Origin of the sequence: Caballeronia sp. LjRoot34 (genome assembly GCF_964253815.1) — a bacterium.
Taxonomy (GTDB): domain Bacteria; phylum Pseudomonadota; class Gammaproteobacteria; order Burkholderiales; family Burkholderiaceae; genus Caballeronia.
In genome coordinates this window covers 888,965-912,681 of sequence record NZ_CAXUSB020000003.1, presented here as the reverse complement: position 1 = coordinate 912,681, position 23,717 = coordinate 888,965, and the positions used below count along the sequence as shown (strand labels likewise).

The 23,717-nt window shown below is 59.0% G+C and carries 22 protein-coding genes; 5 read left to right on the top strand and 17 right to left on the bottom strand.

The window, feature by feature from the left end; translation table 11 throughout:
* Window positions 1-32 precede the first annotated feature (32 nt).
* Genes ACSQ36_RS35075 through ACSQ36_RS35035 form a run of 9 tightly spaced genes read right to left on the bottom strand, consistent with a single transcriptional unit; the run spans window position 33 to window position 8,357 of the window.
* Window positions 33-1,169, bottom strand: coding sequence for a hypothetical protein (locus ACSQ36_RS35075; RefSeq protein ID WP_436185627.1), 1,137 nt, complete (start codon window positions 1,167-1,169; stop codon window positions 33-35).
* Between the two features lie 58 nt (window positions 1,170-1,227).
* Window positions 1,228-2,787 carry a class I adenylate-forming enzyme family protein gene (locus ACSQ36_RS35070; RefSeq protein ID WP_436185626.1) on the bottom strand — a complete coding sequence of 520 codons (1,560 nt, stop codon included), beginning with the start codon at window positions 2,785-2,787 and terminating at the stop codon, window positions 1,228-1,230.
* The gene (locus tag ACSQ36_RS35065; RefSeq protein WP_436185625.1) at window positions 2,784-3,560 is read right to left on the bottom strand and encodes a VOC family protein; all 777 of its coding nucleotides are present in this window, start codon (window positions 3,558-3,560) and stop codon (window positions 2,784-2,786) included. The genes ACSQ36_RS35070 and ACSQ36_RS35065 overlap by 4 nt, the downstream gene beginning before the upstream one ends.
* On the bottom strand, window positions 3,560-3,991 hold the full coding sequence (locus tag ACSQ36_RS35060) for a PaaI family thioesterase (RefSeq protein ID WP_436185624.1): 432 nt from the start codon (window positions 3,989-3,991) through the stop codon (window positions 3,560-3,562). The genes ACSQ36_RS35065 and ACSQ36_RS35060 overlap by 1 nt, the downstream gene beginning before the upstream one ends.
* A gap of 32 nt (window positions 3,992-4,023) precedes the next feature.
* Window positions 4,024-5,028, bottom strand: a complete 1,005-nt coding sequence (locus ACSQ36_RS35055) for a quinone oxidoreductase family protein (protein ID WP_213767572.1) — start codon at window positions 5,026-5,028, stop codon at window positions 4,024-4,026.
* Between the two features lie 39 nt (window positions 5,029-5,067).
* Window positions 5,068-6,069, bottom strand: coding sequence for an ABC transporter substrate-binding protein (locus tag ACSQ36_RS35050; RefSeq protein ID WP_436185623.1), 1,002 nt, complete (start codon window positions 6,067-6,069; stop codon window positions 5,068-5,070).
* Window positions 6,070-6,090: 21 nt separating this feature from the next.
* Window positions 6,091-6,864, bottom strand: coding sequence for an ABC transporter permease (locus ACSQ36_RS35045; protein WP_436185622.1), 774 nt, complete (start codon window positions 6,862-6,864; stop codon window positions 6,091-6,093).
* A 3-nt stretch (window positions 6,865-6,867) separates the two neighbouring features.
* The gene (locus tag ACSQ36_RS35040) at window positions 6,868-7,608 is read right to left on the bottom strand and encodes an ABC transporter ATP-binding protein (RefSeq protein WP_436185621.1); all 741 of its coding nucleotides are present in this window, start codon (window positions 7,606-7,608) and stop codon (window positions 6,868-6,870) included.
* Window positions 7,605-8,357 carry a GntR family transcriptional regulator gene (locus tag ACSQ36_RS35035; protein WP_213767538.1) on the bottom strand — a complete coding sequence of 251 codons (753 nt, stop codon included), beginning with the start codon at window positions 8,355-8,357 and terminating at the stop codon, window positions 7,605-7,607. Before ACSQ36_RS35035 ends, ACSQ36_RS35040 begins: the two co-directional genes overlap by 4 nt.
* A 422-nt stretch (window positions 8,358-8,779) precedes the next feature.
* Between ACSQ36_RS35035 and ACSQ36_RS35030 the strand changes: the two genes are divergently transcribed.
* A complete protein-coding gene (locus ACSQ36_RS35030; protein ID WP_436185620.1) occupies window positions 8,780-9,100 on the top strand; it encodes a DUF4148 domain-containing protein in 321 nt (106 codons plus the stop codon).
* A gap of 235 nt (window positions 9,101-9,335) precedes the next feature.
* Here the strand turns inward: ACSQ36_RS35030 and ACSQ36_RS35025 are convergent, their stop codons facing one another.
* From ACSQ36_RS35025 to ACSQ36_RS35000, 6 genes are all read right to left on the bottom strand, one after another.
* Entirely contained in the window at window positions 9,336-10,016 is a 681-nt protein-coding gene (locus ACSQ36_RS35025) for a GntR family transcriptional regulator (protein WP_436185619.1), read from the bottom strand.
* Window positions 10,017-10,802: 786 nt separating this feature from the next.
* The gene (locus ACSQ36_RS35020) at window positions 10,803-12,125 is read right to left on the bottom strand and encodes a replication protein O (RefSeq protein ID WP_436185618.1); all 1,323 of its coding nucleotides are present in this window, start codon (window positions 12,123-12,125) and stop codon (window positions 10,803-10,805) included.
* A 338-nt stretch (window positions 12,126-12,463) separates the two neighbouring features.
* Entirely contained in the window at window positions 12,464-13,426 is a 963-nt protein-coding gene (locus ACSQ36_RS35015; protein ID WP_436185617.1) for a ParB/RepB/Spo0J family partition protein, read from the bottom strand.
* A 2-nt stretch (window positions 13,427-13,428) separates the two neighbouring features.
* Window positions 13,429-14,625, bottom strand: a complete 1,197-nt coding sequence (locus ACSQ36_RS35010; protein WP_436185616.1) for a ParA family protein — start codon at window positions 14,623-14,625, stop codon at window positions 13,429-13,431.
* A gap of 246 nt (window positions 14,626-14,871) precedes the next feature.
* Window positions 14,872-16,809: a phage integrase family protein gene (locus ACSQ36_RS35005; protein ID WP_436185615.1), complete on the bottom strand. Its 1,938-nt coding sequence runs from the start codon at window positions 16,807-16,809 to the stop codon at window positions 14,872-14,874.
* Window positions 16,810-17,174: 365 nt separating this feature from the next.
* The gene (locus tag ACSQ36_RS35000; protein ID WP_436185614.1) at window positions 17,175-18,029 is read right to left on the bottom strand and encodes an SDR family oxidoreductase; all 855 of its coding nucleotides are present in this window, start codon (window positions 18,027-18,029) and stop codon (window positions 17,175-17,177) included.
* Between the two features lie 88 nt (window positions 18,030-18,117).
* Here ACSQ36_RS35000 and ACSQ36_RS34995 point away from each other — a divergent pair, with 88 nt between their 5' ends.
* Window positions 18,118-18,519 (top strand): winged helix-turn-helix transcriptional regulator, encoded by a 402-nt coding sequence (locus ACSQ36_RS34995; protein ID WP_436185613.1) that lies wholly within the window; start codon window positions 18,118-18,120, stop codon window positions 18,517-18,519.
* 185 nt (window positions 18,520-18,704) lie between these two features.
* Here the strand turns inward: ACSQ36_RS34995 and ACSQ36_RS34990 are convergent, their stop codons facing one another.
* Window positions 18,705-19,664 carry an aromatic alcohol reductase gene (locus ACSQ36_RS34990; protein WP_436185612.1) on the bottom strand — a complete coding sequence of 320 codons (960 nt, stop codon included), beginning with the start codon at window positions 19,662-19,664 and terminating at the stop codon, window positions 18,705-18,707.
* Window positions 19,665-19,938: 274 nt separating this feature from the next.
* Here ACSQ36_RS34990 and ACSQ36_RS34985 point away from each other — a divergent pair, with 274 nt between their 5' ends.
* From ACSQ36_RS34985 to ACSQ36_RS34975, 3 genes are all read left to right on the top strand, one after another.
* The gene (locus tag ACSQ36_RS34985; RefSeq protein WP_436185611.1) at window positions 19,939-20,859 is read left to right on the top strand and encodes a LysR family transcriptional regulator; all 921 of its coding nucleotides are present in this window, start codon (window positions 19,939-19,941) and stop codon (window positions 20,857-20,859) included.
* Between the two features lie 181 nt (window positions 20,860-21,040).
* Window positions 21,041-21,571 carry a DUF962 domain-containing protein gene (locus tag ACSQ36_RS34980; protein WP_436185610.1) on the top strand — a complete coding sequence of 177 codons (531 nt, stop codon included), beginning with the start codon at window positions 21,041-21,043 and terminating at the stop codon, window positions 21,569-21,571.
* Window positions 21,572-21,753: 182 nt separating this feature from the next.
* Entirely contained in the window at window positions 21,754-22,074 is a 321-nt protein-coding gene (locus tag ACSQ36_RS34975) for a DUF4148 domain-containing protein (protein WP_436185609.1), read from the top strand.
* A gap of 438 nt (window positions 22,075-22,512) precedes the next feature.
* On the opposite strand, the gene ACSQ36_RS34970 is transcribed toward ACSQ36_RS34975, so the two are convergent.
* On the bottom strand, window positions 22,513-23,613 hold the full coding sequence (locus ACSQ36_RS34970; RefSeq protein ID WP_436185608.1) for an alkene reductase: 1,101 nt from the start codon (window positions 23,611-23,613) through the stop codon (window positions 22,513-22,515).
* Between the last annotated feature and the right edge of the window lie 104 nt (window positions 23,614-23,717).

Below are 23,717 nucleotides of genomic sequence, written 5' to 3'. Positions count from 1 at the left end.
TTCAAGTGCGAAGGCTTAAAAAAGCGCGTTCGTCAGCCCGGGGCATCCTCACCCAGGGTGCGTTGTTCACGGATCCACTGCGCGAACGCTTCATCTTCAAAGCGATATTCACCATGCGCCAGTTTGGTCACGATGTTGTCGGCCTGAAGCCGGCGCAACGAATGCGCGGGCGTGTTCATCGGCGGCGCTTTGGGCAAGCCGAGCAAGGTCCCCAGTTGCTCCCGTGCCGCCTGACTATGAAAGTCCGAAACCATGCCGTCGGCCATCATGCCGAGCAGCGCGCGGTCGGCTGGCAGTAATCCGGTCCACTGGCGCTTGAATTGCTCGTTGTTGAACACGTGCTCTTTGGTGAATTGCAACGCCGCTTCGGGGCCATCGAACGGATACGTAAGATGCCGCTCCAGAAAACGCCGGAAGAACTCCGGCGTGCAGTTGAGCTGATCGAAAGCCGCGACCGCATGTTTCATCGAGAGCTGATGCTTGGCAATGGTATTGACCTTCTCCACCATGAACTCGAGGAAATCGCGACCGAGCAGCGGAAAAGGTTCAAGGGGCGCCCAGTTGAAAAATGGCTCGGACGAGCGTCCGAACATGGTTCGCAAGGTCGATTCCGAACTGCCGGCAAAGATCACTTTCAGCCGATCCTTGCGAACGTCCAGCCCGGCACGCAACGCATGCGCAAAATTCGAGTGGGTTGCGGCAGCAAGAACCTGCGCTTCATCTATGATCAGAAGCAGTGGTTTCGGCTGGGAATCGAAGGCCTTGAGCGCGTCCGATAAAAGCGTGCCGACATACTTCTTGTCCTCCGCCGATAATTCCGCCTCGACCGACGCCTCGCCGAATGCAGGAATCTTGCCCGTGGCTTTGAGCTTCCTGACCGGATTTTTGGCTTGACGTGCAAGCCTGGTCCACCAGTTAGGCTCGATAGCGCCGTAGAGGGCACCGACCAGCGCGCCGGCGGGCTCCTCGTCGTCGTCCCACAGGTTCACGTACGCGCTCAGGTAACCGCCCGCCATGGCTGCCGGGATGAGGTCTTTCAGCAGAAATTCAGTTTTACCCATCCGCCGCCGTGCGAACAGCGTGCGCGCGGAAGAAAGACCCAGCCCGAACAGGTTCAGATAACCTGCAGCGAGCTCAGGACGAGAAAAATGCCATTGATCGGGTTTCATGTTTCAAACTATATCATCACATTTTAAATATATCAAAACTGATGATATAACTTGATAGTCAGCGTCCCCTATCCTTTCCAGGATTCCCTTCCTCCGTCAGCCGCCTTGCCGCTTCGCGCTTTAAAACCGCCCGGTCGATCTTGTTGGTCGACGCGAGCGGAAACGCATCGACGAACCAGACTTGCCGCGGATGCTGATAGGCCGGGGCGTGCTCCAGCGCGAACGCCTTCACCTCCTCCGCGCTCAATTGCGCCCCCGGTTTCAGCACGACAAAGGCCACGGGTTTCGTACCCTTGATCGCATCGTCGACGGGAATCACGCTCGCTTGCTGGATCGACGGATGCCGCTCGAGCATCTTTTCTACATCGCCCGGGAAGATGTTTTCTCCACCGGAAACGAACATGTCGTCGCGTCGTCCGATGAACGCGTAGAAGCCGTTTTCGTCGCGGCGAAATACATCGCCGGTGCGATAAAAGCCGTCCGGCGTGATCGGCGTCGCCAGGTCCGGGCGATTGTGATAACCGTTCATCAGGCCCGGGCTGCACATCTCCAGTTCACCTTCGCTCGCGAGCTCGCCGTTTGTATCGATGAGACGAAGTTCGACTTGGCGGTGCGCCGCCCCGATCGCGTGCGCCGGCGTGGGCAAGCCTGCGGGATGCGGTCCGAACACGACCGGGCCACCCTCGGTCGTGCCGTACGCGTTGATGACCGTCGCGTTCGGCAGCAGCGCGTGAGTCCGCTCGAGCAACGCACCACTGACCGGCGCCGAGCCCATCCGCACATAACGCACCGACGACAAATCCGTGCGCGCAAGCAGTTCATGCTCCTGCATCATCATGGCGATCATCGGCGGCACGGAAGTGAGCCACGTGCAGCGATAAGTATCGATAGCGCGAATGTAATTGCGCGCGTTGAAAGCGGGCATCAACACGGTCGTGGCGCGAGCGCTCAACGTAAGGAACACCAGCGCGAGCGCGTTCATGTGGTAAAGCGGCGCGGCGATCAGCACACGCTCACCGCTCAGTGGCTGCGCTTTCAAGCGCGTCTCGACCACCCAGAGATGACTCGCGTGCGAAAGCACGACGCCCTTGGGCCGCCCCGTGGAACCCGATGTATAGAGGAACAAAGCGGCTTCGTTTTCGTGTGGAACGACGGGCACGAAGGTCGGGCCGTGCGATTTTTCCGCTGCAATAAACGATTGAAATCCCTGCGCACCAGGGGCTTCCTCTTGACCACCGAACACCACGCGCGGCAGGGTCGCAGGCGCATCGCCTACCCGCTGGGAATCTGTGAAGACGAGACGCGCTCCGCTATCCGCGATCACGTCCGCAATCAGCGCGCGTGGGAATTTATAGTTGACCGGCACGGCGACCAGCCCCGCGCGCATGATGCCCAGCATCGTCGCGACATAGTCCGCTGAATTGGCCGCGAGCAATGCAACGCGCTCGCCTCGCGCGTACTGAGCGGCGAGCGTATAGGCCACTGCGTCGGCGAGCGCATCGAGTTCAGCGAAGGTGTATCGGCGCTCGTTGAAACCATCGTCAAGGCCGATGATGGCGAGTGTATCGGCGCCCTCGCCGCGTGTAATCAGCGCGCCGAGATTCGTCGGCAAAGTCATGGTATGAATTCCAGCAAGGTATCGAAGCGAGGCAGCGCGACGAGCGCCCTTTGCATCTCGACGGACGCAGGGAAACCCGCGGCGTCCGCGCGCTCACCCACCGAGCGCCAGGCCGGCGTGCGCACCGTGATCGCGGCATAACGCGGTCCGCGAGCAGCAACGTACTGCGCAGTCGTGCCAAAACGCGCGTAGAAGTCAGCACGCGTCCAGTACACCAGTTCGAAGCCCGGCTCGATCTCACCGAGTTGCACATACGGTTCGGGTGCAACATCGATCAGATGCAGCGCGCTCAAACCCGTCGCGCCATTCGGATGGCTCTGCCACTCGCTGCGGAAAACGAGCTCGGGCGTCAGGTGCTGGCAGAAATAGACGCGGCCTCCATCAAGCTGGCCTGGCTTCAGCCGCACGGTGGTGAACCGCGCATCGGCGGGGGGCTCGCCGTCTAGTTCGACCGGCCGCGAGAAGGTCTGCGGCAGCGTCGCGTGGAAACCGGCACGCTGCAAGGTATTGAAGGTCGCGGCCGGATCGTCGATGCGGAACACGAGACCGTCGGGACCCAGCGGACTCGACACAATCTCCTCGCGCACGGTCTTGCCATCGGCAGGCACGCCGATGAGTTCAAGGTAGTGGTCATCGAACACAATCGCGTGATTGATCGACCCGAGCGTGTGATACCCGCGCGGCGCAACCGTGAAGCCGAGTTGCTCGAAGGTGCGCTGAGCAGCGTCGGTATCAAAGCGTGTGTTGATGACGAGATGGTCGAGCTTCAGCATCAGGGGGTTGGGGTTACCGTTGCCGTTGAATAGGCGCCGCGGCCGCTGGCGACGAGCTTGCCGTCCTTGTCGAAGACCTGCGCTTCGGACACGGAGACCTGCGAGCCGAACTTGATCACCTTGCCCTTCACGGTCAAGTCGCCCTGGAACGCGGCGCGATGATAGTCCACGCGAAGATCGATAGTGGGCACGCCCCGTCCGGTCTTCGATACCAGCGCCCAGTCCGCCGCCAGGTCCACGAGTGCGGCGAGAATGCCGCCGTGCGTGTAGCCCTTGTCGGGATTCACGACCCATTCTTCGCGCCACGTGGCACGCAGCTCGATCTCGCCTTCGCTCACTGATACCACCTTCAAACCCAGCCATTCGTGAAACGGGCCGCGCCGCAAACGCGCCTCGATATCCTGCGCGCTCGGCAATGTTGCTTCGCTCATGATGTTTTCCTCAGCGTATCTCATCAATAGATTCAGGGGTTGACCACGACCTTACCCAGCACCTCGCGGTCGCGAATCAGGCGCAGTCCCTCGGCCGCTTGCTCAAGCGGCAAGGTCCGGTCGATGGCCGGCACCAGTTCTCCCGCCGCAATCTGATCGAGCAGCGCGCGCAGGTTTTCATCGTAGAAACTGTTCGAGCCGATGATCTTCAGTTCGAAGCTCCAGATGTATCGAAGGTCTTCGGCGGGTGCATGGCCAGCCGTTGCGCCGCATACAAGCAACGTGCCGCCGCGTTTCAAGCACTTCAGCGACGGCACCCAGGTGTCGCCGCCGGTGAAATTCACCACCACATCCACCCCGCCCTCGTAAGTCCGGCGCTGCGGCTTGCCGTACTCACCGATCGCCCACTTCGAAAAGTCCGTGGTCTTGTAGTTCACCGTATGATCCGCGCCGAGCGCTTTCAGTTGCTCGCACTTCTCGTCGCTGCCTGCACACGCGATCACCTCGGCGCCCAGTTGCTTCGCGATAAGAATGCACGCCGTGCCTACCCCGCCGCTTGCGCCGAGAATCAATACGCGGTCGCCTGCTTTCACGGTCTTGTGCGTGACCAGCATGCGGTGCGCCGTGCCGTACGCCACCGGCAACGCGGACGCGGCGTCGTAACTCACGGCATCGGGTAACGGAATCAACTGCCCGACCGACACCAGGCAGTATTGCGCCATGCCGCCATCGAGCATTTCGCCCATCAGGCCTTTCTCGGGATAAAGCGGATTCACGAGCACACGGTCTCCCGCCTTCCAGCCCTCCACGCCTTCACCCAACTCCGCAATTTCACCCGCCATGTCGAGACCGATCACCACCGGAAACGGCACCTTGATCCCCGGCATGCCCTTCACTGTGAACACATCGTGGTAGTTGAATGACGACGCACGCACGCGGATCACCACATGCCCGGGTGTTGCCTTCGGCACGGGTTTGTCGGTCACCACGTGGAGTTGATCGAGGTCGCCGTGCTGGTTCAGCACGAGTGCCTTCATGGTCGATGGAATGCTGGTTGTCACAGTGTCTACTCCGTTTTACTGGATTGATTTCGATGCGGCATACGGGCCGGTATCGAAGAGATCGGCGGGCAGCGTGCCTTTGATCACACCGCCATCCACGAAGATCTGATGCTCACGCTTGAGCGTCTCGAGATCGATCGGCTCGAAGGTCACGCGATTGATGTCCGACCAGCGCGCGGCATACGCTTGCGCGTCCTCGGCGGGAAGATTCGCGCTCTTTTGCAGGATTGCCGCGACGTCGTTCTGATGCGTTGCGCCCCATTGCAACGCCGTGCGCATGCCTGCGATCAGCTTCGCCACGTCCTGCGGATGCTGGGCCAGGTAATCCGCACGGATCGCGCTCACGCCTATATAGGGCGTTGCGTCGGATTTCGTCAGCTTCTTCCACTCAGCGCCAAAACTGCCGAGCCGCTTCACCTTCAATTCCTTTAGTTGTGCGATGGTTACCGATCGCAATGCAGCGGCGTCGACCTGCTTTTGCACGAGGAACTGGGCGAGCCGCGCTTCATTTCCCGGGACGATGGAAAAATCGTTCGCCTTGATGCCGTCGTTGCCCTGCAGCACCGCGGTGGCAATCGCCGCGACCGAACTGCCCGGTGGCGACATACCGACTTTCTTGCCGCGCAGGTCGGCGAGCGACTTGATCGGCGAGTCCTCAGGCGCGACGAATTCGACATCGGCCGGTTGCGTGGCAAGCACGATCTTCAATGGAACGCCCTCGGCCGCTGTGCTGAAAACAGCAGCGGCAGGTGCCGCGAATGCGAAGTCGATCGCGTTGGCGGCCAACGCGCGATTGGGCGCGTTGACGTCGGAGAAACGAATGAAGGTAACGTCGAGACCGCGTTGCTGCAGGAATTTTTGTGCCTCGAGCACCGCTCCGAAGCCCAGGCTCACGCCGCTTGTCCAATAGCCGATGCGCATGGGTTCGGCATGCGCCGTTTGCACAGTACCGAGCATCGCGGTCGTCGTAACGGCGGTTGCAACCGCCGCTCGCCTGAGTAGTGAAATGGCTTTCATGGTTCCTTGTTTCCCGTTAGATCAGTCGGTCTTTTTCCAGCGAAACAGGCGGCGCTCAAGCGGCTTCAGCACGCCCGCTTCGAGCAGCAGCATCAGGACAACGAGCGTGACGGTCCACGCGAAAACCTGATCGGTCTGCACGAGATCGGCAGCCTGCCGCAGGCGGTAGCCAATGCCGTTCGACGAGCCAATCGTCTCCGCCACCAGCGAGACACGCCAGCCAAAACCGAATGCGAGGCGCGCACCGGCGAAGAAATGCGGCAGGATGGTCGGCAGGAAAATCTTGCGCATGATCTGCGTCTGCGACATGCGAAAGCTACGCGCGAGCTCGACATGGTTCCGGTCTACTGTCAGTGCGCCTTGCCATACGTTCGTCAGGATCAGCGGCATCGCGGTCATGAACACCACGAAGATGGTGGTTGCGTTCGAGATGCCGAACCAGATGATGGCGAACACCGCCCAGATCGCCGACGACACCGTGTTCACAATGGACAGCAACGGCTCGAAGAAATGCGCCACGCGCGGATTCGCACCGAGCGCAATGCCGAGAGGTGCACCAACGGCGGCCGCCAGAAGAAATCCAGCCACAACGCGATACAGCGTGATGCCTAGGTCATCGAAGAACGTGCCGCTCTGAACGAGCCCCACAAATGCATGCGCCACTCTCAGCGGCCCGGGCAATACAAATTGCGGCATGCGCAGCGACGCGGCCCACCATGCCGCCAGAAGCAGGATAACGAGCACAACGCGTTGCGCAACGGTTGAAGCAAACGAACTACGCGGAACAGTGGACATGGGTCAGATCAAAAGACGCAATTGGCGGATCGCCTCGGCCACGGTCGGATCCGTGGCGGTTCGCGGGCGCGGCAGGTCGACGTCAACAATCTCGCGCACGCGGCCGGGACGCGGCGCAAGCACCACGACTCGATCCGCAAGCACGATCGCCTCCTCCACGTCGTGGGTCACGAACAGCACGGTCATGCGCTGCATCGCGTGAATGCGCAGTAGTTCGTCGTGCATTTGGGAGCGCATCTGCGGATCGAGCTTTGAAAACGGTTCGTCCATCAGCAGGATGCGAGGGCCGGTGACAAGGCTCCGTGCGAGGGCGACGCGACTGCGCATGCCGCCCGATAGCTGATGCGGGTGGGCATCGGCGAAACCTTGCAGGCCGACCAGATCGAGGACCGCGTTCGCGCGGGTATGGCGTTCGCGGGCGGGAATCGCGGGGCTCGCGGCTTCCAGGCCGAACTCGGCATTCGCGCGCGCAGTGCGCCAGGGCAACAGCCGGTCTTCCTGAAACATATATGAGAGCGCGTTGCGATCCTTCGTGCCTTCGGTCCGCTTGCCGTCGATCCACAGTTCGCCCTCCCCCGGTTCGAGCAATCCCGCCACCATGTTGAGCAGCGTGCTCTTGCCGCATCCCGACGTGCCGAGCAGCGCGACTATTTCACCTTGCGCGACATCGAAGGAAACGTGATCCAAGACCTTTAGTGATCCGAAGTTCTTTTCTATTCCGCGCAAGGAAATGGCAGCGCTCATCGGCGAAGCTCCGCCACCGTGTACAGTGGCAACGATGCCCCCGCGCTGGAAAGACTCGCGTAGACCTTCTCCATTGTCATGCTTTGGAACGTCTCTATATGACGGCGCGCAATAGTCTCCGCGCGACGTCCGTCGCCTGCGATGAACGCATCGATCATCGCATTGTGATCGTGCTTGATCTCGGGTTTGGTTCCCTGTACGCCAAAGCCAAGCGCAACGAGGCGCGACATTTCATCGAGCAGGCTCGCGAGCGTTCTATGCAATCGCTCGTTGCCGCTCGCCGCCGCTATCGCCAGATGAAATTCGCGGTTCGCGTCGAGAAAAACATCAATTTGCGCCGATAACGCCCGCTCCGGATGCGGCACGCGGCACGCCGCTTCGAGGCGGCGCAGCAACTCCACGTCAACTCGGCCGCAGGCTAGCCGCGCTGCCAGTGGTTCAAGTTGTACCCGCAGCGCGAAGACCTCTTCCACGTCTTTCAATGTGATGGCTGCAATGCGGTAACCCTGTCGCGGCAGAGAACGCACGAAGCCTTCGTGCACGAGCCGCACGAGTGCAATACGGCAACTCGTTTTACCAATGTCGTACTCCGACATCAACTGGCTTTCGGTAACGGTCGACCCGGGCATCAGCTTGCATGAAAGCAGATCGCGGCGGATGCGTTCGTAGGCGTCATCGCCGCGCAACACTGCGGGGGCAGACGGTGCAAGCAGATCGGTAGAGTGCGTGGCGGATTCGTCGTAGGTCATGGCCGTTGGGTTGTAAGCTGCTCACGACATCGGATTGATATGTTCAAGAAACTATCGTAGGCGTTTACGACATTTTTCAAAAACAAGTTATTTAAATAAGTAAGTCCCGAGAAGAGATATCGTGGGAGGCTCAGGGGTGAGTAACTTGACCACTACAAACGTCCAGGGCTTGCTTAGGGCGCGCGTCCATTGCCTAAGCTGATTTGCAGGCTTCTCCTTTTCATTCCGGTGTAAGCGCTGACTATTGTGGGCAATCCTTAGCATGACTTTTATTGCCCGGTTCGCAACTAAGCGGCGGCCAAATCGGCGCGGGGAATCGAATTGTTGTTACCGGCAAGGGGAATTGACCAAAGAGTTAAGCGATCACTGATCTGGCCTGCGGTTTGCGTGTACCTGCTTAGCAAACTTCATTGGAGATGATCATGTTCAAGGCTCTTATTCCTGCTGTTGTTATCGCCTCAGCGCTCGCCGCGCCGACATTTGCGTTCGCTCAGGACAACACGCAAGTGACACGCTCTGCGGTAAAGAACGACCTTCAGCAAATGGAGCAAGCGGGCTATAACCCGGCGGCCGACCGCACCAATTATCCCGACCAAGCGCAAGCCGCCGAACAGCGCGTGGAAGCGGAACGCGGCGTGGCCGCTACGTCCTATGGCCCCTCGGTGAGCGGTACTTCCGCTTCAGGCATGCGCTCCGATACGACCCAGCCTGACGGAACCCACTCTGTCTATTTCGGTCATTGAGGCGCCAGCGAAAATTGAGTCTCGCCTGGATCGCTCACGGATAGAAAGGTGGCCAGTGATGATTGAGCGGCGTTGCTTTGCATTCTGCGCGGGGGCCGGCAAATGGCAACTGCAGTACTGAAAAGGCCGTTTCCAACTCGCGTTGGAAACGGCCTTTTTATGTTTCAGTTCGTATTGTTTTCGGGTTTCAGCGTCTGTTGCCGGAAGCTGGTGTGCTCCCTTTTACCTGCGCGTCTTATTGCTGCTCCGCCGCTGTTTCGTCAAGCATCTGCATTGCCGCTTTCTCCGCATTTGCCACATGCAGTCGTGCCGCCGCGCCGGCCCCTTCCTCATCGCGTGCCTTCAGCGCTTTGAACAACTTGTCGATCTCACGGAGGCTGGCCGGAAGGCGGTCTGGATGCATCAACGAAGTCGCGCGCAGCAAAGTGACCCGCGAATACAGGCTCGTCAGGATCTCTTTCACCAGGGCATTGCCGCAGTTATCGAGCAGTACATCGTAGAGTTCGGTCTTCGCCTTGATCACGCCAGCCTGATCGTTGGCCAATGCTTGCGCGCGCAGCAGCTTTGCTTTTTCGCCGAACAGGGCAATGGCCTCATCGTCCGCAATTCGAGCAAACTCTCCGGCGGCGAAACCTTCGAGCAAACCTCGAATTGCATACAATTCAGTGGCCTCCTGCTTCGACATGATCGCGACCACCGGCCCCTTGTGCGGCACGCTGCGTACCAGCTTTTCCGCTTCCAGCCGGCGCAATGCCTCCCGAACCGACGTCCGGCTGACACCCAGCGTCTCACACAATTCACGTTCGATAAGCCGCGCGCCCGGCGCGAAGCGACCGGACACAATGGCTTGTCGGAGCACATTCTCTACCTGATGACGCAGCGTTTCCGGCCGCACCAAACCCATTCCGGCTGTCATTATTGTATTCCCGTCTGACAAAGATCACCTCGGCATGATACTTGATACGGCATGCCAAAACGAATGATCGTAGGCCCAGCGTTATGCCGATGGGGTGGCGTGTGTTGTTATTTCGCAACGCCATTATATTGAATGATTGTCATACAAAATGACTTGCGATGTCCAATGTCGGTTGGTTCACTAGAAGCTTCGGTGACCGACTTCTTTTCGACGTTACCTTTCGATCGCTGAATTTGGACTCCAGACAGGGCATGCCGACTCGTTCACGCTTTCGCGCCGGGATATTTGTCGAACAACTATGCGGTGCATATCTCGCGATTGATTTGCGAATGGCCGGACCGCGGCCCGTTAAAAGCAGATTGGGTGATCGGGCTGAATATTGGGCTCTAGCCCGCGCGGAAGGCAGACGAATGATCGGCTGACCGTTAGTTGCGACTATGCGAATTAGATCGGACAGGATGTAAGGCCCGAAGCCTCGGCGATGCGCGCGGATGCTTATGTTGTTCGATCGGGTTTTCAGGGATAGTTGTAATGGTTGTATTCCGCAGCCTCTTTCGGCGTAAGTCGGCTTGATGCTTGTCTGCGAAACGCGGTTGAACGCGTAAGCGCTTATCCAGTGAGCCGAAAGATAGCGCATCGATTTCATGCTGATATCCCGATACCCATACCGCGTCGCGCTCAATAATGCACGGCTGGTCATGCCAGATCGATCGGTACCGATCCGGGCGGCGATGGCGAAGAGCATCCGATTCTCAGAATTTCGCGAAAACGAGCCGATACGTGCCGTCATTCATTGGCCTTCAAATCTTGCCCCGAACTCTCGGCAAGCCGCGTGTCACGCGTGTTCAAGGAAACGCCGGCGCATGTAGCCCGGAGCATCTTCTTCATGTCACTTAGGCGATCGTTGATCGTCGATGTCCTTGTTCGTGGCATGGCATGTCCGGCTGGCGCTGTGGCCGCCGGTTGGACCGCACGATTGTTGTCGCACTTCAATCGGAATGCAGCGAGCTGATCGGGCGTCGCTCGGACAACTTCCCTTGCACTCAGCGCAGCGATGAACGCGGCTGCCCACTGCCCAGTCGACACGCGTGGTTTTGCTTCTCGGTAGTCGTGGACGGTGATCGAATCGGCTGTGCTGGAGACGGTGATGAGGCGGGTATTGGCGATATCGATAAATACGTGTCCAGCGCACTGGAGCACAGCGGCGTCGATATTCGCGGCTCGAGCGTTCTTTTCGGCCAGTTGCTCTGCGGCGAGTCGCTTGGCTCGAATCTGATGCCCGAAATCAACCGGTGAACGGAGCAGGGCACGAAGGTAGCTGATCGGGCGCTTCGCGTTTCGCAGATGCTCCCAGGTCGCTTCGACGACGTCGGAAAGCAGCTTTGCCTGCGCCTTCGCTTCTCGCATGAGTTTAAAAATCAAAAATTGACGAAAACCCAAAGTCAGCAAGCGCTGGAGATCCGCAGGGAGCTCTCCTGGTTGTCTCTTTTGATTCTTAGGGAGTAGATCCTTATATATAGCGCCGTCTGCCACCGTGACACACGGCGGGCTAAATGAATGGGCCTGTGCGCTGAGTGTCTCAACACCGGGCGAAGCCAGGCCATCGGATTGAGCGGCAGAAAGCTGATGATCAGGAGATTGAGTTTTAGAAGACTGAGTTTCGGACAACGGTGACGTGTAGCCGAGGACAACCGCGGATTTTTCCGTGAGATGCAGATAGGCGCGGCCGAACAAGCCAGCGGTTCCGAAGCGCTTCTGCGGCACGCGCTCAATCAAACCGGCTGCTTCGAGATCGTCCAGGCTCCGATAGAACGTGCGCATCGATTGCATGGCGCGCCCGGTCAGGAGCTCACGACGGGCGAATATGGCAGCGTACGGTCGGTTGGCGTCAACGGTGCGTGCAAGTGCAGCCAACACGGCGCGAGCGCGAGCAGGGAGTGCCGGGAAGCTCGCAGCACGATGCGCGGCCCGGAATACGACCCAAGGGAGGTTTGATTGACCGGCTAGAAATTCATCCAGCGCGGTTTGGTCGATATCGACGGAATCGTCGGAGGGTGGAAGAGGGTACAAGTCCCCCTCGCCAGCAACGGAAAGTTGCGCGATAAGCATGTCACACGTCCATTTCTTCAAAATGGAAGAGAAACGCTTGACTGCCGATCGCTATCCGCTACACTTCGAGGTGTTGGGCCTTTATCCGATTCCCGTCGGAGAAATGCAGCGGTGGGCAAGCGACAGCGAAGCCCGGTTACTCAAAAGCCTTCGGTTCCCGCCGAAGGCTTTTGTTTTTCCAGCATTGAAATCAGTTCATGATCGTTCTCGGCCGTTTGGTTAAGTCCATGATTTTTAACGATTCCCTACTAGGGAAGTCCTGAACCTTGATTCACGACTTCAGGGTGCTGATGTGCTGCGAGCTAAGTCATTGATTTAAAGCAGTTCCCTACTAGGGATCACTGCTTTTCGAGTTCCGACTCAATGAATGCGTGAATTCGTTCTGCCCATTGCTCTGCCTCGTCAGCGGCTTTGCCGGAGAATGAAACCCCGACAACGCCATTTCTGGCCGAGATCTGACAAACTTTCTTGGCGCCGCGTTTGACGATCAGTGGTTCGTGCTTCTCACGAGGCGCCCGGTCTGGCTTCGTTGCCGCGACCGCTTGCGCCTGGGTGTAAGTGTCATCAGCCAAAAGCCGCTCGATCGCTGCTTTGACCTTGTCCTCCCGCCCCTCAGCTACCGCCTTGGCCATTTGCTCTGCCGCGTTACTTCCCAAGCGCTCGGGTCGAGCTGCCAGCAATTCCTTGCACTCGTCAGGAAGCAGATCGAATTTCATGATCCGCCCGACGTGCGAGTCACTAATGCCGGCAGCCTTCGCCAGATCCTCTTTCGTAATCCCCGTTGAGTCCTGGAGCGACTTGAAGCCCCAGAATTTCTCGAAATCCGAAAGAGTGGGTGACAAGAGGTTGGAGAAGAAGGCGGCGTACTCGACCATCGACGCATCGATGTCCAGCACAATGCCGTCAATCTCGGTGCGACCGAGTTCGCGATACACCGACGCCCGGTTATGACCAGCCACGATGTCGTATTCGCCGTCGTGGCGTTCGCGCACCGTAATAGGCTGCGCGAGAGGGTATACCATCAGGTTCGCTTTAAGTTCTGCGTACTCTGAAGGCGTAAGACGTCGGCGACGGCCGGGAATCTCGTGAAGCTTGTTCAGCGGAAGTTTGCCGGGCGCACGCTGTTCCAGTGCCCGCTTCAGCTTGTCAATTTCAGCCTGCTGGCTGTGAACCCGCCCTTGAAGACCGATCAACTGCCCAGGCGCGGTGCGAGGCGCCACCGGTTCCGAAGGCGTGTCAATGCCATCGTCGTCCAGTCGAATGCCTGCTGCCTTTGCCTTTTGTTTCGCTGCTGTAGACATGCTTACTCCTTGTCCCAGAGGTAACAGACCTTGCTGTCGATCAGATCCACGACCTGGTCGTATGGCACGCGGATTCGTCGAAGCGTTGCGGCATTGCCGTCGTAGTTCGGGAAGTCGTACACCGTCGAAAAATCGTTGGTGGTCGTCCGGGCAAGGTCGGTTTCCGGGATTTCAACCGGCAATACACGCTCGCCATAGGTCGTAATGACCCAGTCGCGAACGATGGACGCATTCGCCTTATTCGGCATGCGCGTCACCAGGATGTCGATGAAATCGAACACCTTGGCTTCGTCGGCTGATTCCCCGAATTGCTTCATGCCGGAGACCATGTCGGAGAAAAGCGACCAGAACTGGACCATCGATGCAAACGAGAGCGTGTCCGGCATCACCGGCACAATCACCCCATCTGCCGCGAAAAGCGCATTGATGGTCAGGTAACTCAACGTGGGCGCGGTATCGATGATGATGTAGTCGTACTCGTGCTTGAGTTCCTTGAGCCCGTCGTTCAGCACGTTCCAGAACTTTGCACTCGGCGAAGCGTGAACGCGCGCAGGGAGCATGAATTCGGCGTTGAACAAATCCGTGGATGATGGGATCAGGTCAAGGTTTTCCCAATACGTCTGCATCGGCAAATGCTTCATGTCGAAGGCTTCGCCGCTGACGTAAGCCTCGATCAAGGGCAAAATAGTCTGGTCGCCGTTGATTTCCGCGTGCGGGTTGATCCCGTACAACGTGGTCGCGCTGCCCTGCGGGTCCATATCTATATGGAGGACCCGGCGGCCGTGACGCAACGACAAGCCTTGCGCCAGCACCATGGACGTCGTGGTCTTGGTCACGCCGCCCTTGAAGTTGCCGATAGCAATGACTTTCCCGTCTTTCCCCGCCGGACGTTGTCTCGGCTTGCGTTCAGCCTTGACCCACTCGATGGTTTCAGCGAGCGTAAATTGCCGCGCGGCTCCGGCCTTCTCCTGAGTGCCTTGAGGCAGTTCCCCTTTCTTGATCAGATAGGAGAATCGGGCTTTGTCGATGCCACACAGTTCCTGCAGTTTGCCGCTCGGGAACACCGGGGCAACCTTCCGTGGGAACGGCTGGAGCATTTGAGTGCGAATTCGCTCGAGCATTTTTGCGGAGCGAGCCGCCAAATTGACGAGGTCGTCCGGCGTCACCTCGATGGGTGGCGTCGAAAGGTTAATATCCATGCGTTCTTCCCGGTGGCACTGGTTCTACCAAAAACGTGGATTCTCCCTCAAAAGGTAGAACCGACGGTAACCGAAGACTAAGAGGTATACGGAGTAAACGCAAGTAAACTTTGCCGGGCCGGGGTAGCCGCAAAGGCACGTGGTTGTTGGGCTTGGAGGAAAAAGGTGAGAAAAGACTTGAGGCAAATCGAAGGTTTTGCGGCGCTTTAGGTCTGTAGATTCAAGCGCCGGCGAGGTATTTCTTGGCTATTGGCGCGTCGACAAGACGCCGTTTTTACCGTTAGCGGACGAACCATGACCACGGGCTTTCACATAAAGAAGCGTGGTGGACAGGTTGGCGTGGCCGAGGCGGACCTGGACCTCGCGGCAATCCGCGCCGCTTTCGAGTGCGTGATGCGAGTGGGTGTGACGGACCCAGTGAGTGCTCGCACTGAAACAACGATGCGAATCGAGCAAATTCTGCTGTGTTGAGAGAACTGCGGCCCAAGAGAAAAGCCGCCGGAATACCTGCCCCATCCCATCGGGCGTCAATGAATTGCCGGTGCGAAAATGCGCCAGAAGCGGAGTGTCGGCTGGACAAGCGCTGGGGTCCCCGGGCAAACCGCGCGCCCGCAGGCTCTCAAAAAGCAATTCCATTACGGCCTGAGGGACCGGAATGGTTCGTGCCGCACGGCCTTTTCCTGGGATTGCCAGTTGCCAGGCGTTAGCCCATGCGCTTTCCAGTCCACTTTCCAGCGCAGGCTGGATCAGCTGGCCGGTTGTTGCGTGTGCCAGTTCCGCTCGCCGCAGCCCCGTTGAGTAGGCAAGATTCAGCGCCAGATAGTCACGCAATTCCCGTTGAGAATACCGGTCCCGAGAGGCCGCCTGGACCACGCTCTGCCACTGCCCGTGGTTGAGCGAGCGCCCTGAAACGTCAATTCGCGGGCCGATCGTCACCGCCGGGGCATTCGAAAACGGGTTGTGCGCCCAATAGTTCTGCTCGACCAGCCACTGGCCCATTGCGTGAAGAATTGCCCGCGCGGTCTCCCGGCTGCGATTGGAGAGGGCGCCGACAAACGGCCGCCAATCCAGGTGAGTTCGCTCGATTTTCGCGCGTCCGACCCAGCGGACGGCTGGCTGCGGATCGGCCAAAAACGTCCCGATATACCCCTCGCAGTCGGCGCCATCCAGCGACGACAGCGCCTTTTTCTTTTCGTTGATTGCCCACAGAAGCAGGCGTTCGGCCTCCCGGCGATAGGCGCGGGCGGTGTGCGGACTGTGTTGCCGAGCGGCAAGCCACGCTTCGATTGCCTGCAAATCTGTTTCGAGCGAACACGGCAAACCGTGATTTCGCGCCCGGTTAGTACCCGTCGATCCATCTATTTCCGCGGGTACAGCGAGTGATTCGATCGGCACGATGCCGCTCTGGCGTGGCCGCATAAGCGAAGGATCATTGCTGGACAAGCGCCGGCGGGGAGTGAGCGCGCGCGTGGACAGCATGTGACGGAGCGAATCGGCGTGAAGAGCGAGCCAGTCAACTATCCGGCGCGCTGCCTTTGGTCCGACCCGCGCCACGCTTGCATACCAGCGGTGGCCGCGCTGCTCGATGAATCCGAGGAGATCGGCGAGCGTATGGATACCAGAGTGTTGAAGACGGCCGGCAATCGCGGGGTCGAGCCAGCTTGCAACCGGGTGGTCCGGCTGCGGCGCTTGGACCAGACTGGCTTCCATGCGGGCGAGGGCGTCGATCTGACGTCGGCGCAGGCGGGCATTGCGGGTTGAACGCCGGTCAACACCCAGGCCGTTTTCCTGTGGAAATTCAGCCTGATAAAGCTCCAGCAGTTCGGCTTCACTATGGAAACCGTTTGGATCGACGGATTCTCGATAGGCCTCCAGCGATGGCATCTCGCCGGTTGCTGACCGCTGTGCGTCAGGAATGCTCCCTGGTCTCAGGCGCAGAAGATGCGTGGCTTCGACATCGCGGGTGCGGCGCGCAGCGCCCGACAGGGTGTCGCGCAACAGGCCGATCAGACGTCGGGTCGCCCGGATGTCGGTAGTGGCGTCGCCGTAAGTCGCATGTAGTTGCTCGACCGAAACGCCATCCAGATATCCGCGATAGAGCGCGAAATGTTCACGAGTAAGCCGCTTGATTGAGGTGCGGTTCTCGGGATTGCGAACGGATGATGGTGGTAAAGCAGCTGGCATGAGTTATTTATGCTTTCGTTTCAATAGCTTGGAGTGAGGCTACCAGCGTGGAGGCGGTTTGACAACAAAAAACGCCACATCTGATAAGTATACGAACCTTCGCAGGTGTTGGCCGTTCGTCGTCGCGCTGGTTGAGGTGCAACGACGAGGCTCGATAGGGTAGTGAAATCTGAAGCGCCGACGCGCGCACGCCGGACGAAATAGAAGAAGTCTATGAACGAACCGACGTCGAGCGTCGATATTGGGAAGCGTTCTTTGGGTTCAGCGACTGGAAAACTATGAGGACATCGCAACGCCGTCGTCACATTGAACGAATCGTGCGTGCAGGCACCGTCACTAACCCACACGCACCAGAAAACGCGCGATTACACCGCGAGCGCTTCGGCCACCACGGTGGCCAGGGGCGTAGTCGGCCGGCCAAGGAGTTGACTCAACTGATGACCCTCATCGAAGAGTGCGCCCTTTGATGCACCCGTAGACGAGTCCGACAGCAGCGCAGCCAGGACCTCCGGCAACCCGACGCCGATCAGCGCGGCTTTGTAGTCCGACTCGGAAAGATTCTGGTACTCGACCTTCTTGCCCGACTGCCGCGTTACTTCGGCAGCGAGCTCGGCGAGGGTGTAAGCGGAATCGCCGGCCAGTTCATAAATGTGTCCCGCCTGAGCGTCGCGAGTCATCGCCAGCGCGGCCGCCTCCGCATAGTCGGCGCGTGCCGCCGAGGAAATTTTGCCGTCACCCGCGCTGCCGAGGATCGCACCGTGTTCGAGCGCGGGGGCAAGGTTGCCGGTGTAGTTTTCCGTGTACCAGCCGTTACGTAGCAAAACGAACGGTACGCCTGATGCGCGCAGCGCCTCTTCCGTCTCGCGATGTTCATCGGCTAATCCTAGCGGCGATGTATCGGCGTGCAACACGCTGGTGTAGCCGATCAATTGCACGCCGTTGCGCTTCGCGGCATCGATTGCGGCGCGATGCTGGACTGCGCGCTGGCGAAGTTCATTCGATGAAATCAGCAACACCTTGTCTGCGCCCTTGAAGGCGGTTTCGAGCGTGGCCGGTTCGTTATAGTCGGCGCGCCGGACTTGCACGCCCAGCGCGGCGAGGTCGGCCGCCTTCTCCAGACTGCGTACGGCGGCAACAATTTCGCTTGCCGATTGGGTTTTCAACAACGCTTTGATAACGAGCCGGCCGAGTTGGCCGGCGGCTCCGGTAACGACGATCATGATCAAACTCCTGGGGTGAATGCGACAGAAACCGTACCGTATCGGATAAACTAACTTTTCGTAAGTACGTACGCCGAGGTAAGTATCCATGGACTCAAATGGTGGTTTTGCCCGCGACGGCGTGCCGTTATCGGCTCAGTTGCGTCGTGGCGAATTGCTGTCGGCGGATTGCCCGTCGCGGGAAGTGCTCAAGCATGTCACCAGCCGATGGGGTGTTCTCGTGCTGATGGTGCTGCTGGAGCAGACTTGCCGTTTCAGCGATCTGCGCCGGAGGGTAGATGGCGTGAGCGAAAAGATGCTCGCGCAGACGCTGCAGTGGTTGGTGGCTGACGGTTTTGTGATACGCACTGCGTATGACGAAGTGCCGCCGCATGTGGACTATCGGCTGACGCCGCTGGGGGAGGAAGTCGCGCGCCAGGTCACGTCGTTGGCGGACTGGATTGAAGTGAATCTGCCGCGCATCCTGAATGCGCGGACGGTGGAGGCGTAGAAGATCGGCACCGACCGGCGACCGCGTGCGCCCGTTGTTCGATGGAAACATCGATGCCGCGGCCGACGCGCTGCACGAAAATTTACATGTGGCCCAGCGGCGTAAGTTGCAGCGGCCGCGGGTGCTGCCCGTGCTACCGGTTATGCGGCGGATCGTGTGAGCGCACCGTCAGTACGGCCGGGGAATTACCGATCGCCGACGTCCGCAAGCGTAACGCTTTCGTTTGCCACAAGATTGGCGCGCATCCAGTCTTCAAGCCCACACGCCGCAATGCCGCGTTGGGTATTGAAAGTCTGCGACTTGTCCCACGCCACGCCTTTTCCTTCGGCAAATACCGCGCGATATTTCTTGATCGCATTGTCGGGATCGTCGGCCAGTTCGCGTTTCAATTCCGGCACGGTCCATTCAGTGCGATGGACGTTCAGATCCAGTAGCTCGTCGACTGCATCGGCCAATTGACGATAGGTGACGGTGTCGCCGGCTATGTACACGATCTGATCGACGACGCGCGGTTCGGCGAACACGATCTCGGTCGTCAGGGCACCAATGTCGTCAGCCGTTGTGACGGTCACGCTGTTGTCCCAACTTCCCAATGCATTCACGGTGTTTCGCCCGAGGTCCACCACGCCAAACGATGGTTCGAAGAGAAAGCTGGTAAACATGCCCGTCGATACGACCACCCACTCTGTCTGATCTTGCGAGCGCAGCAGGTCGCGCACGTCGAGCTGCTCGTCAAACAGATCCTGCGGGCTACCCCGGCCGATGACATCGTAGTCAACACCGAATTGCCAGGGGAAATATCGTTTCACTTGCGCCTTCAGTACGGTGCGGGCGAGCTTGAGCTGAACGCCGCTGCCGCCCACGAATCCCGTGCACGAGATGACAGTGTGGAAGCGGCCAAAAACAGCGGCAAGCGATTCTTCCGACTGCTCGGCCAGATCGACCGGAAGCAGTTCGACGCCAAGCGAGCGCAGCTCGGCAATGTCCTTTTGCTTGGCGAGCGCTTGCGAATCGATCGTCGACGGACGCAGGAGCGCTGCGATAGAAATGCCTGACCCCGGCGGAGCGCGATGCGCGAGACTACGCAACATGGCCATGCCGAGTTCGCCGGCACCCAGGACGAGAATAGAATTAGCTTGCGACATGCGAGTACCCTTTTTGGCTTGAGAAAAGTTATCGGAAGCGCGTGCTGACGCGACCTGTCTTCACCGGCTCACTACTCCGCAGCGTTAAAGGAGGGGTCAGCCGGACAATCGGAAGTGTAGTGGCGGGGGTGCGCGGCATTGTTCGCCGTCACGGAAATGAGAACGCGTGTGCATCGAACGATCCGGCGGAAGAGGCTGAAGATCAGTGCAGGATGAACGGCGCTTTTGAGCCACCCGCCGCCACCAAAATACAAACCGGACACGTACCCCGTTCATGGACAAACTTCAAGCGATGACAACCTTTGCGCGGGTCGTCGAAACGCAGAGCTTCAGCAAGGCGGCGCAGACCCTGTCGATGCCCCGGTCGTCAGTAACGACGTTGATCAAGAATCTTGAGCGGCATCTGGGTACGCCTTTGCTTCGGCGAAGCACACGAACGCTCAGCCTCACCGATGCAGGCGAGCGCTACTACGCGTCATGCCGGACGATTCTGTCGGACATAGTCCAGGCAGAGAGCGGCCTGCTGGCGGACGCGACGGCGCCGCGTGGGCGAATACGAGCGGGTATGCCGGGTGTCATAGGACGCGCGGTCGTGCTGCCGCGACTGCGGGAATTCGAACAGCTTTTTCCCGGTATTGAACTGGCGCTGGTTCTTAGCGACCGTCCCGTCGACCTGATTTACGATGGTATTGATTGCGTCATCCGCACCGGCGATCTGACGGATTCCACATTGACCGCACGCCGGCTGGGTCACCTGAGCTGGTTGACCTGCGCGTCCCCGCGATATCTGAAGGAGTACGGAGAACCTGATAGCGTCGAAGCGCTGGGCGCTCATCGCGCGGTCAACTATATATCGAACGCCACGGGCCGGCCCCTTGACTGGCGCTTTAGTGTAGACGGCGAAAACGTCACCGTGACAATGCCAAGCCGTTTTTCCGTCAACGAAACAGAAGCGTATTTGCAATGCGGTCTGGAAGGATTGGGACTGATCCAGTTGTCGGAGTTTGTTGCATCGCCGTACCTCGAAACCGGGCGGCTGAAAGAGGTTCTGGCAAGCGCAAGAAGTGCACCCGTGCCCATTTCAATCGTTTATCCGAACGGTAGAAATGCGGGCGCGGCCATCAAGGCTTTTGTCGATTGGGTCATCCGGATTTTTCCGCAAAGCGGCGTCAACCCGGACGCACGATCAAGATAAGAAACCGTTTTACGACATGCTCGCTTTTAACTTGTTCGACGCCCGGCGGACTATCCGGGACAACGCGGATGCGCGTTAAGCCGTCATTGCGTACGCTAGCCGGAAAGGACGAATGGGTTGAACGCCGTTAGCGAGTTTGATCGCACACAATGCCGTTAGCCACGCTTTGGAGGGTAGTGCCATGAAATCCCTGGTTGACCAGCTTGGACAGTACGCGGTGTATCACCGCGACTCGCGCAACATCATTTCGCACCTCATTGGCATTCCACTGATTGTGGTTGCGGTCGCCACTTTGTTAGCGCGGCCATCGGTTGGCGTGACGGGCACATTGAGCGTATCGCCGGCAATGCTGCTCGCCGCAGCGGTCGCCGTGTTTTATCTCCGGCTCGACATACGATTCGGTATCCTGATGACTCTCTTGCTCGGGCTGAGCGTATGGGCGGGGAAGCTGCTCTCGATGCAAACGACCGGGCAGTGGCTCGCCTGGGGCCTGGGGCTGTTTTTTATCGGCTGGGTGATCCAGTTTATCGGGCACTACTTCGAAGGCAGCAAGCCGGCTTTCGTGGACGATGTAATCGGGCTGGCGGTCGGGCCGCTATTCATCGTGGCGGAGCTAGCGTTCTTCCTGGGTCTGCGCGACCCGGTTCGACGCGCGATTGAAGAGCGTGCTGGCCCCATTCGCGGCGGCGCAGATAAAAGAGCCGTTCGATAACCGTCAGCCATTTGTATGACGACGCTATCAACTCCCTTTCGGGACTATAGGGTTAACACTTAAATCGACAATAATCCCTTGCGCGGTCTGCTCTTAATCTTAAGCGTGCATTTACCTACACTTGAAACACTGAAACGCGAACAGGGTTGTTCGCGAAGAAAATCAAGATTCGGAGGTAGGTCATGAAACTCGTTCAATCGCTTATTGTTGCCGCAGTCCTCGCTGTCCCGGCCGTGTCGTCGTTCGCTCAATCGAATGCGCCCGTTACCCGTGCCGAAGTGAAAGCTCAACTGGTCCAGCTTGAAAAGGCGGGCTATCAACCCGGCCGCGATGACCCGCATTACCCGGCTGATATTCAAGCTGCAGAAGCACGGGTCGCTGCGCAAAACGGCGCTGCTAACAGCTTCGGTGGTGTGACGGATGGCACGTCGGCATCGGGTGCCCGCGCAGTCGTGAGCCCCATGCTGAACGACAATGGAAGGTCGATCTACTCCGGCCACTAAGCAACGCTGGTTGTATTGCCATGCCGTGCAGTGACCCTGCCGGTATTGAAGACGATGCGAAGGCGGCTGGTGAGCGCGCAGCAATCCTGTGCGCTTATCCCTTTCGCTCAGTCAATTCGAATCAACGAACAGCACCTCCTCCAGCGGGGTTGCTCCGATCCCGATGGATTTTGCCCAGCTATAGGTTGGGCTTTTTTTGCGTCACCGCGCAAGCAAAGACCAAGGCTAAGCACCTGAGGGTCGCGTTGATCTGCGAAGCAACATCTACCCTAAGACCCTAAGCGCATAGCAGTTCCGCCGTGCCGCGTTATCCGTGTCCGTCTGGAAAAAACCACTCATGTCTTGCGGGATTCTTCTCGCCGAGGACGATCTCATCGATGAACGCTCGCAGATCCTGAAAACGGAAATGTGCTTGTCAAGCGCTCGCAACCTCCAAGTCTAGGCAGCGTATGCCGGGAAGTCGATATACGCGCTTTCGTCTCCGCCCCAGAACGCGTCACGCACGTAGTGTGTCAACGGATAGCCATGACGATAGCGCGCCGGCAGGTCCGGATTCGAAGAGAACAGGCGCCCGAATGCCACCAGATCGGCGTCGCCTTGCTGCAGAATTTGCTCGGCACCTTCGCGATCGAATCCGCCTGCCGCAATGATCGGCCCTTTGAAGATCTTGCGCAGGAACGATGACGCGACCGGCGCCTGCCCTTCCTCGAGTGTCTCGGTGCCCATCACGCGTGGTTCGATGACATGCAGGTAGGCAAGGCCATACGCCTTGAGCCGCTCTGCGAAGTAGCCGAAGGTCGCTTCTGGATTGCTGTCCGAAATCGCGCCCCAGCGTCCGCTCGGCGACACCCGCACGCCAACGCGTTCGCTGCCCCAGACGGAAGCGAAAGCCTCGACCAGTTCCAGAGAGAAACGGGCACGCTTTTCGATCGTGCCGCCGTAGGCATCCGTGCGCTTGTTGGTGCCGTCCTGCAAGAACGTATCGGCCAGGTAGCCGTTTGCGTTGTGCAATTCGACGCCGTCGAAGCCCGCTTCCTTGGCACGTGCCGCTGCCTTGCGGAACGATTCGACCAGCGCGGGAATTTCCTCTGTTTCGAGTGCGCGGTGCGGCGAATTCGGCACCCAGCCGTTTTGCGTAAACACCATTGTTTCATAGGGTACGACGGACGGTGCGATCGGCGCATTGCCCCCACTCAGGTCCACGTGCGACTGACGGCCGTCGTGAGCAATTTGCATGACAATACGCGCGCCTTTGGCATGAACCGCATCGGTGATCTTCTTCCAGGCCTCGACGTGCTCTTCCGTATAGATTCCGGGTGCGCCGATATAGCCGCGGCTGTCGTAGGACGGATGCGCACTTTCGGTGATCAGCAAGCCGCCTTCCGAAGCCCGCTGGCGGTAATACTCGACCATCATCGCGCTAGGGCTGTGGTCCTCGTCTGAACGCAGACGGGTCATGGGCGCGTGTACGACGCGGTGCGACAGTTCAAGCGCTCCGACCTTGACGGGAGAAAACAGCTTCAGAGTGTTCGATTCCATTTTATCTTTTCCTGACTCACAAAAAGCGAGCTTGCCGAGCATGAATCTCTCTCCGAAAATACCGGCCGAGCGCTTGGCGAACTCATCTGCTCAACGAGCATTTG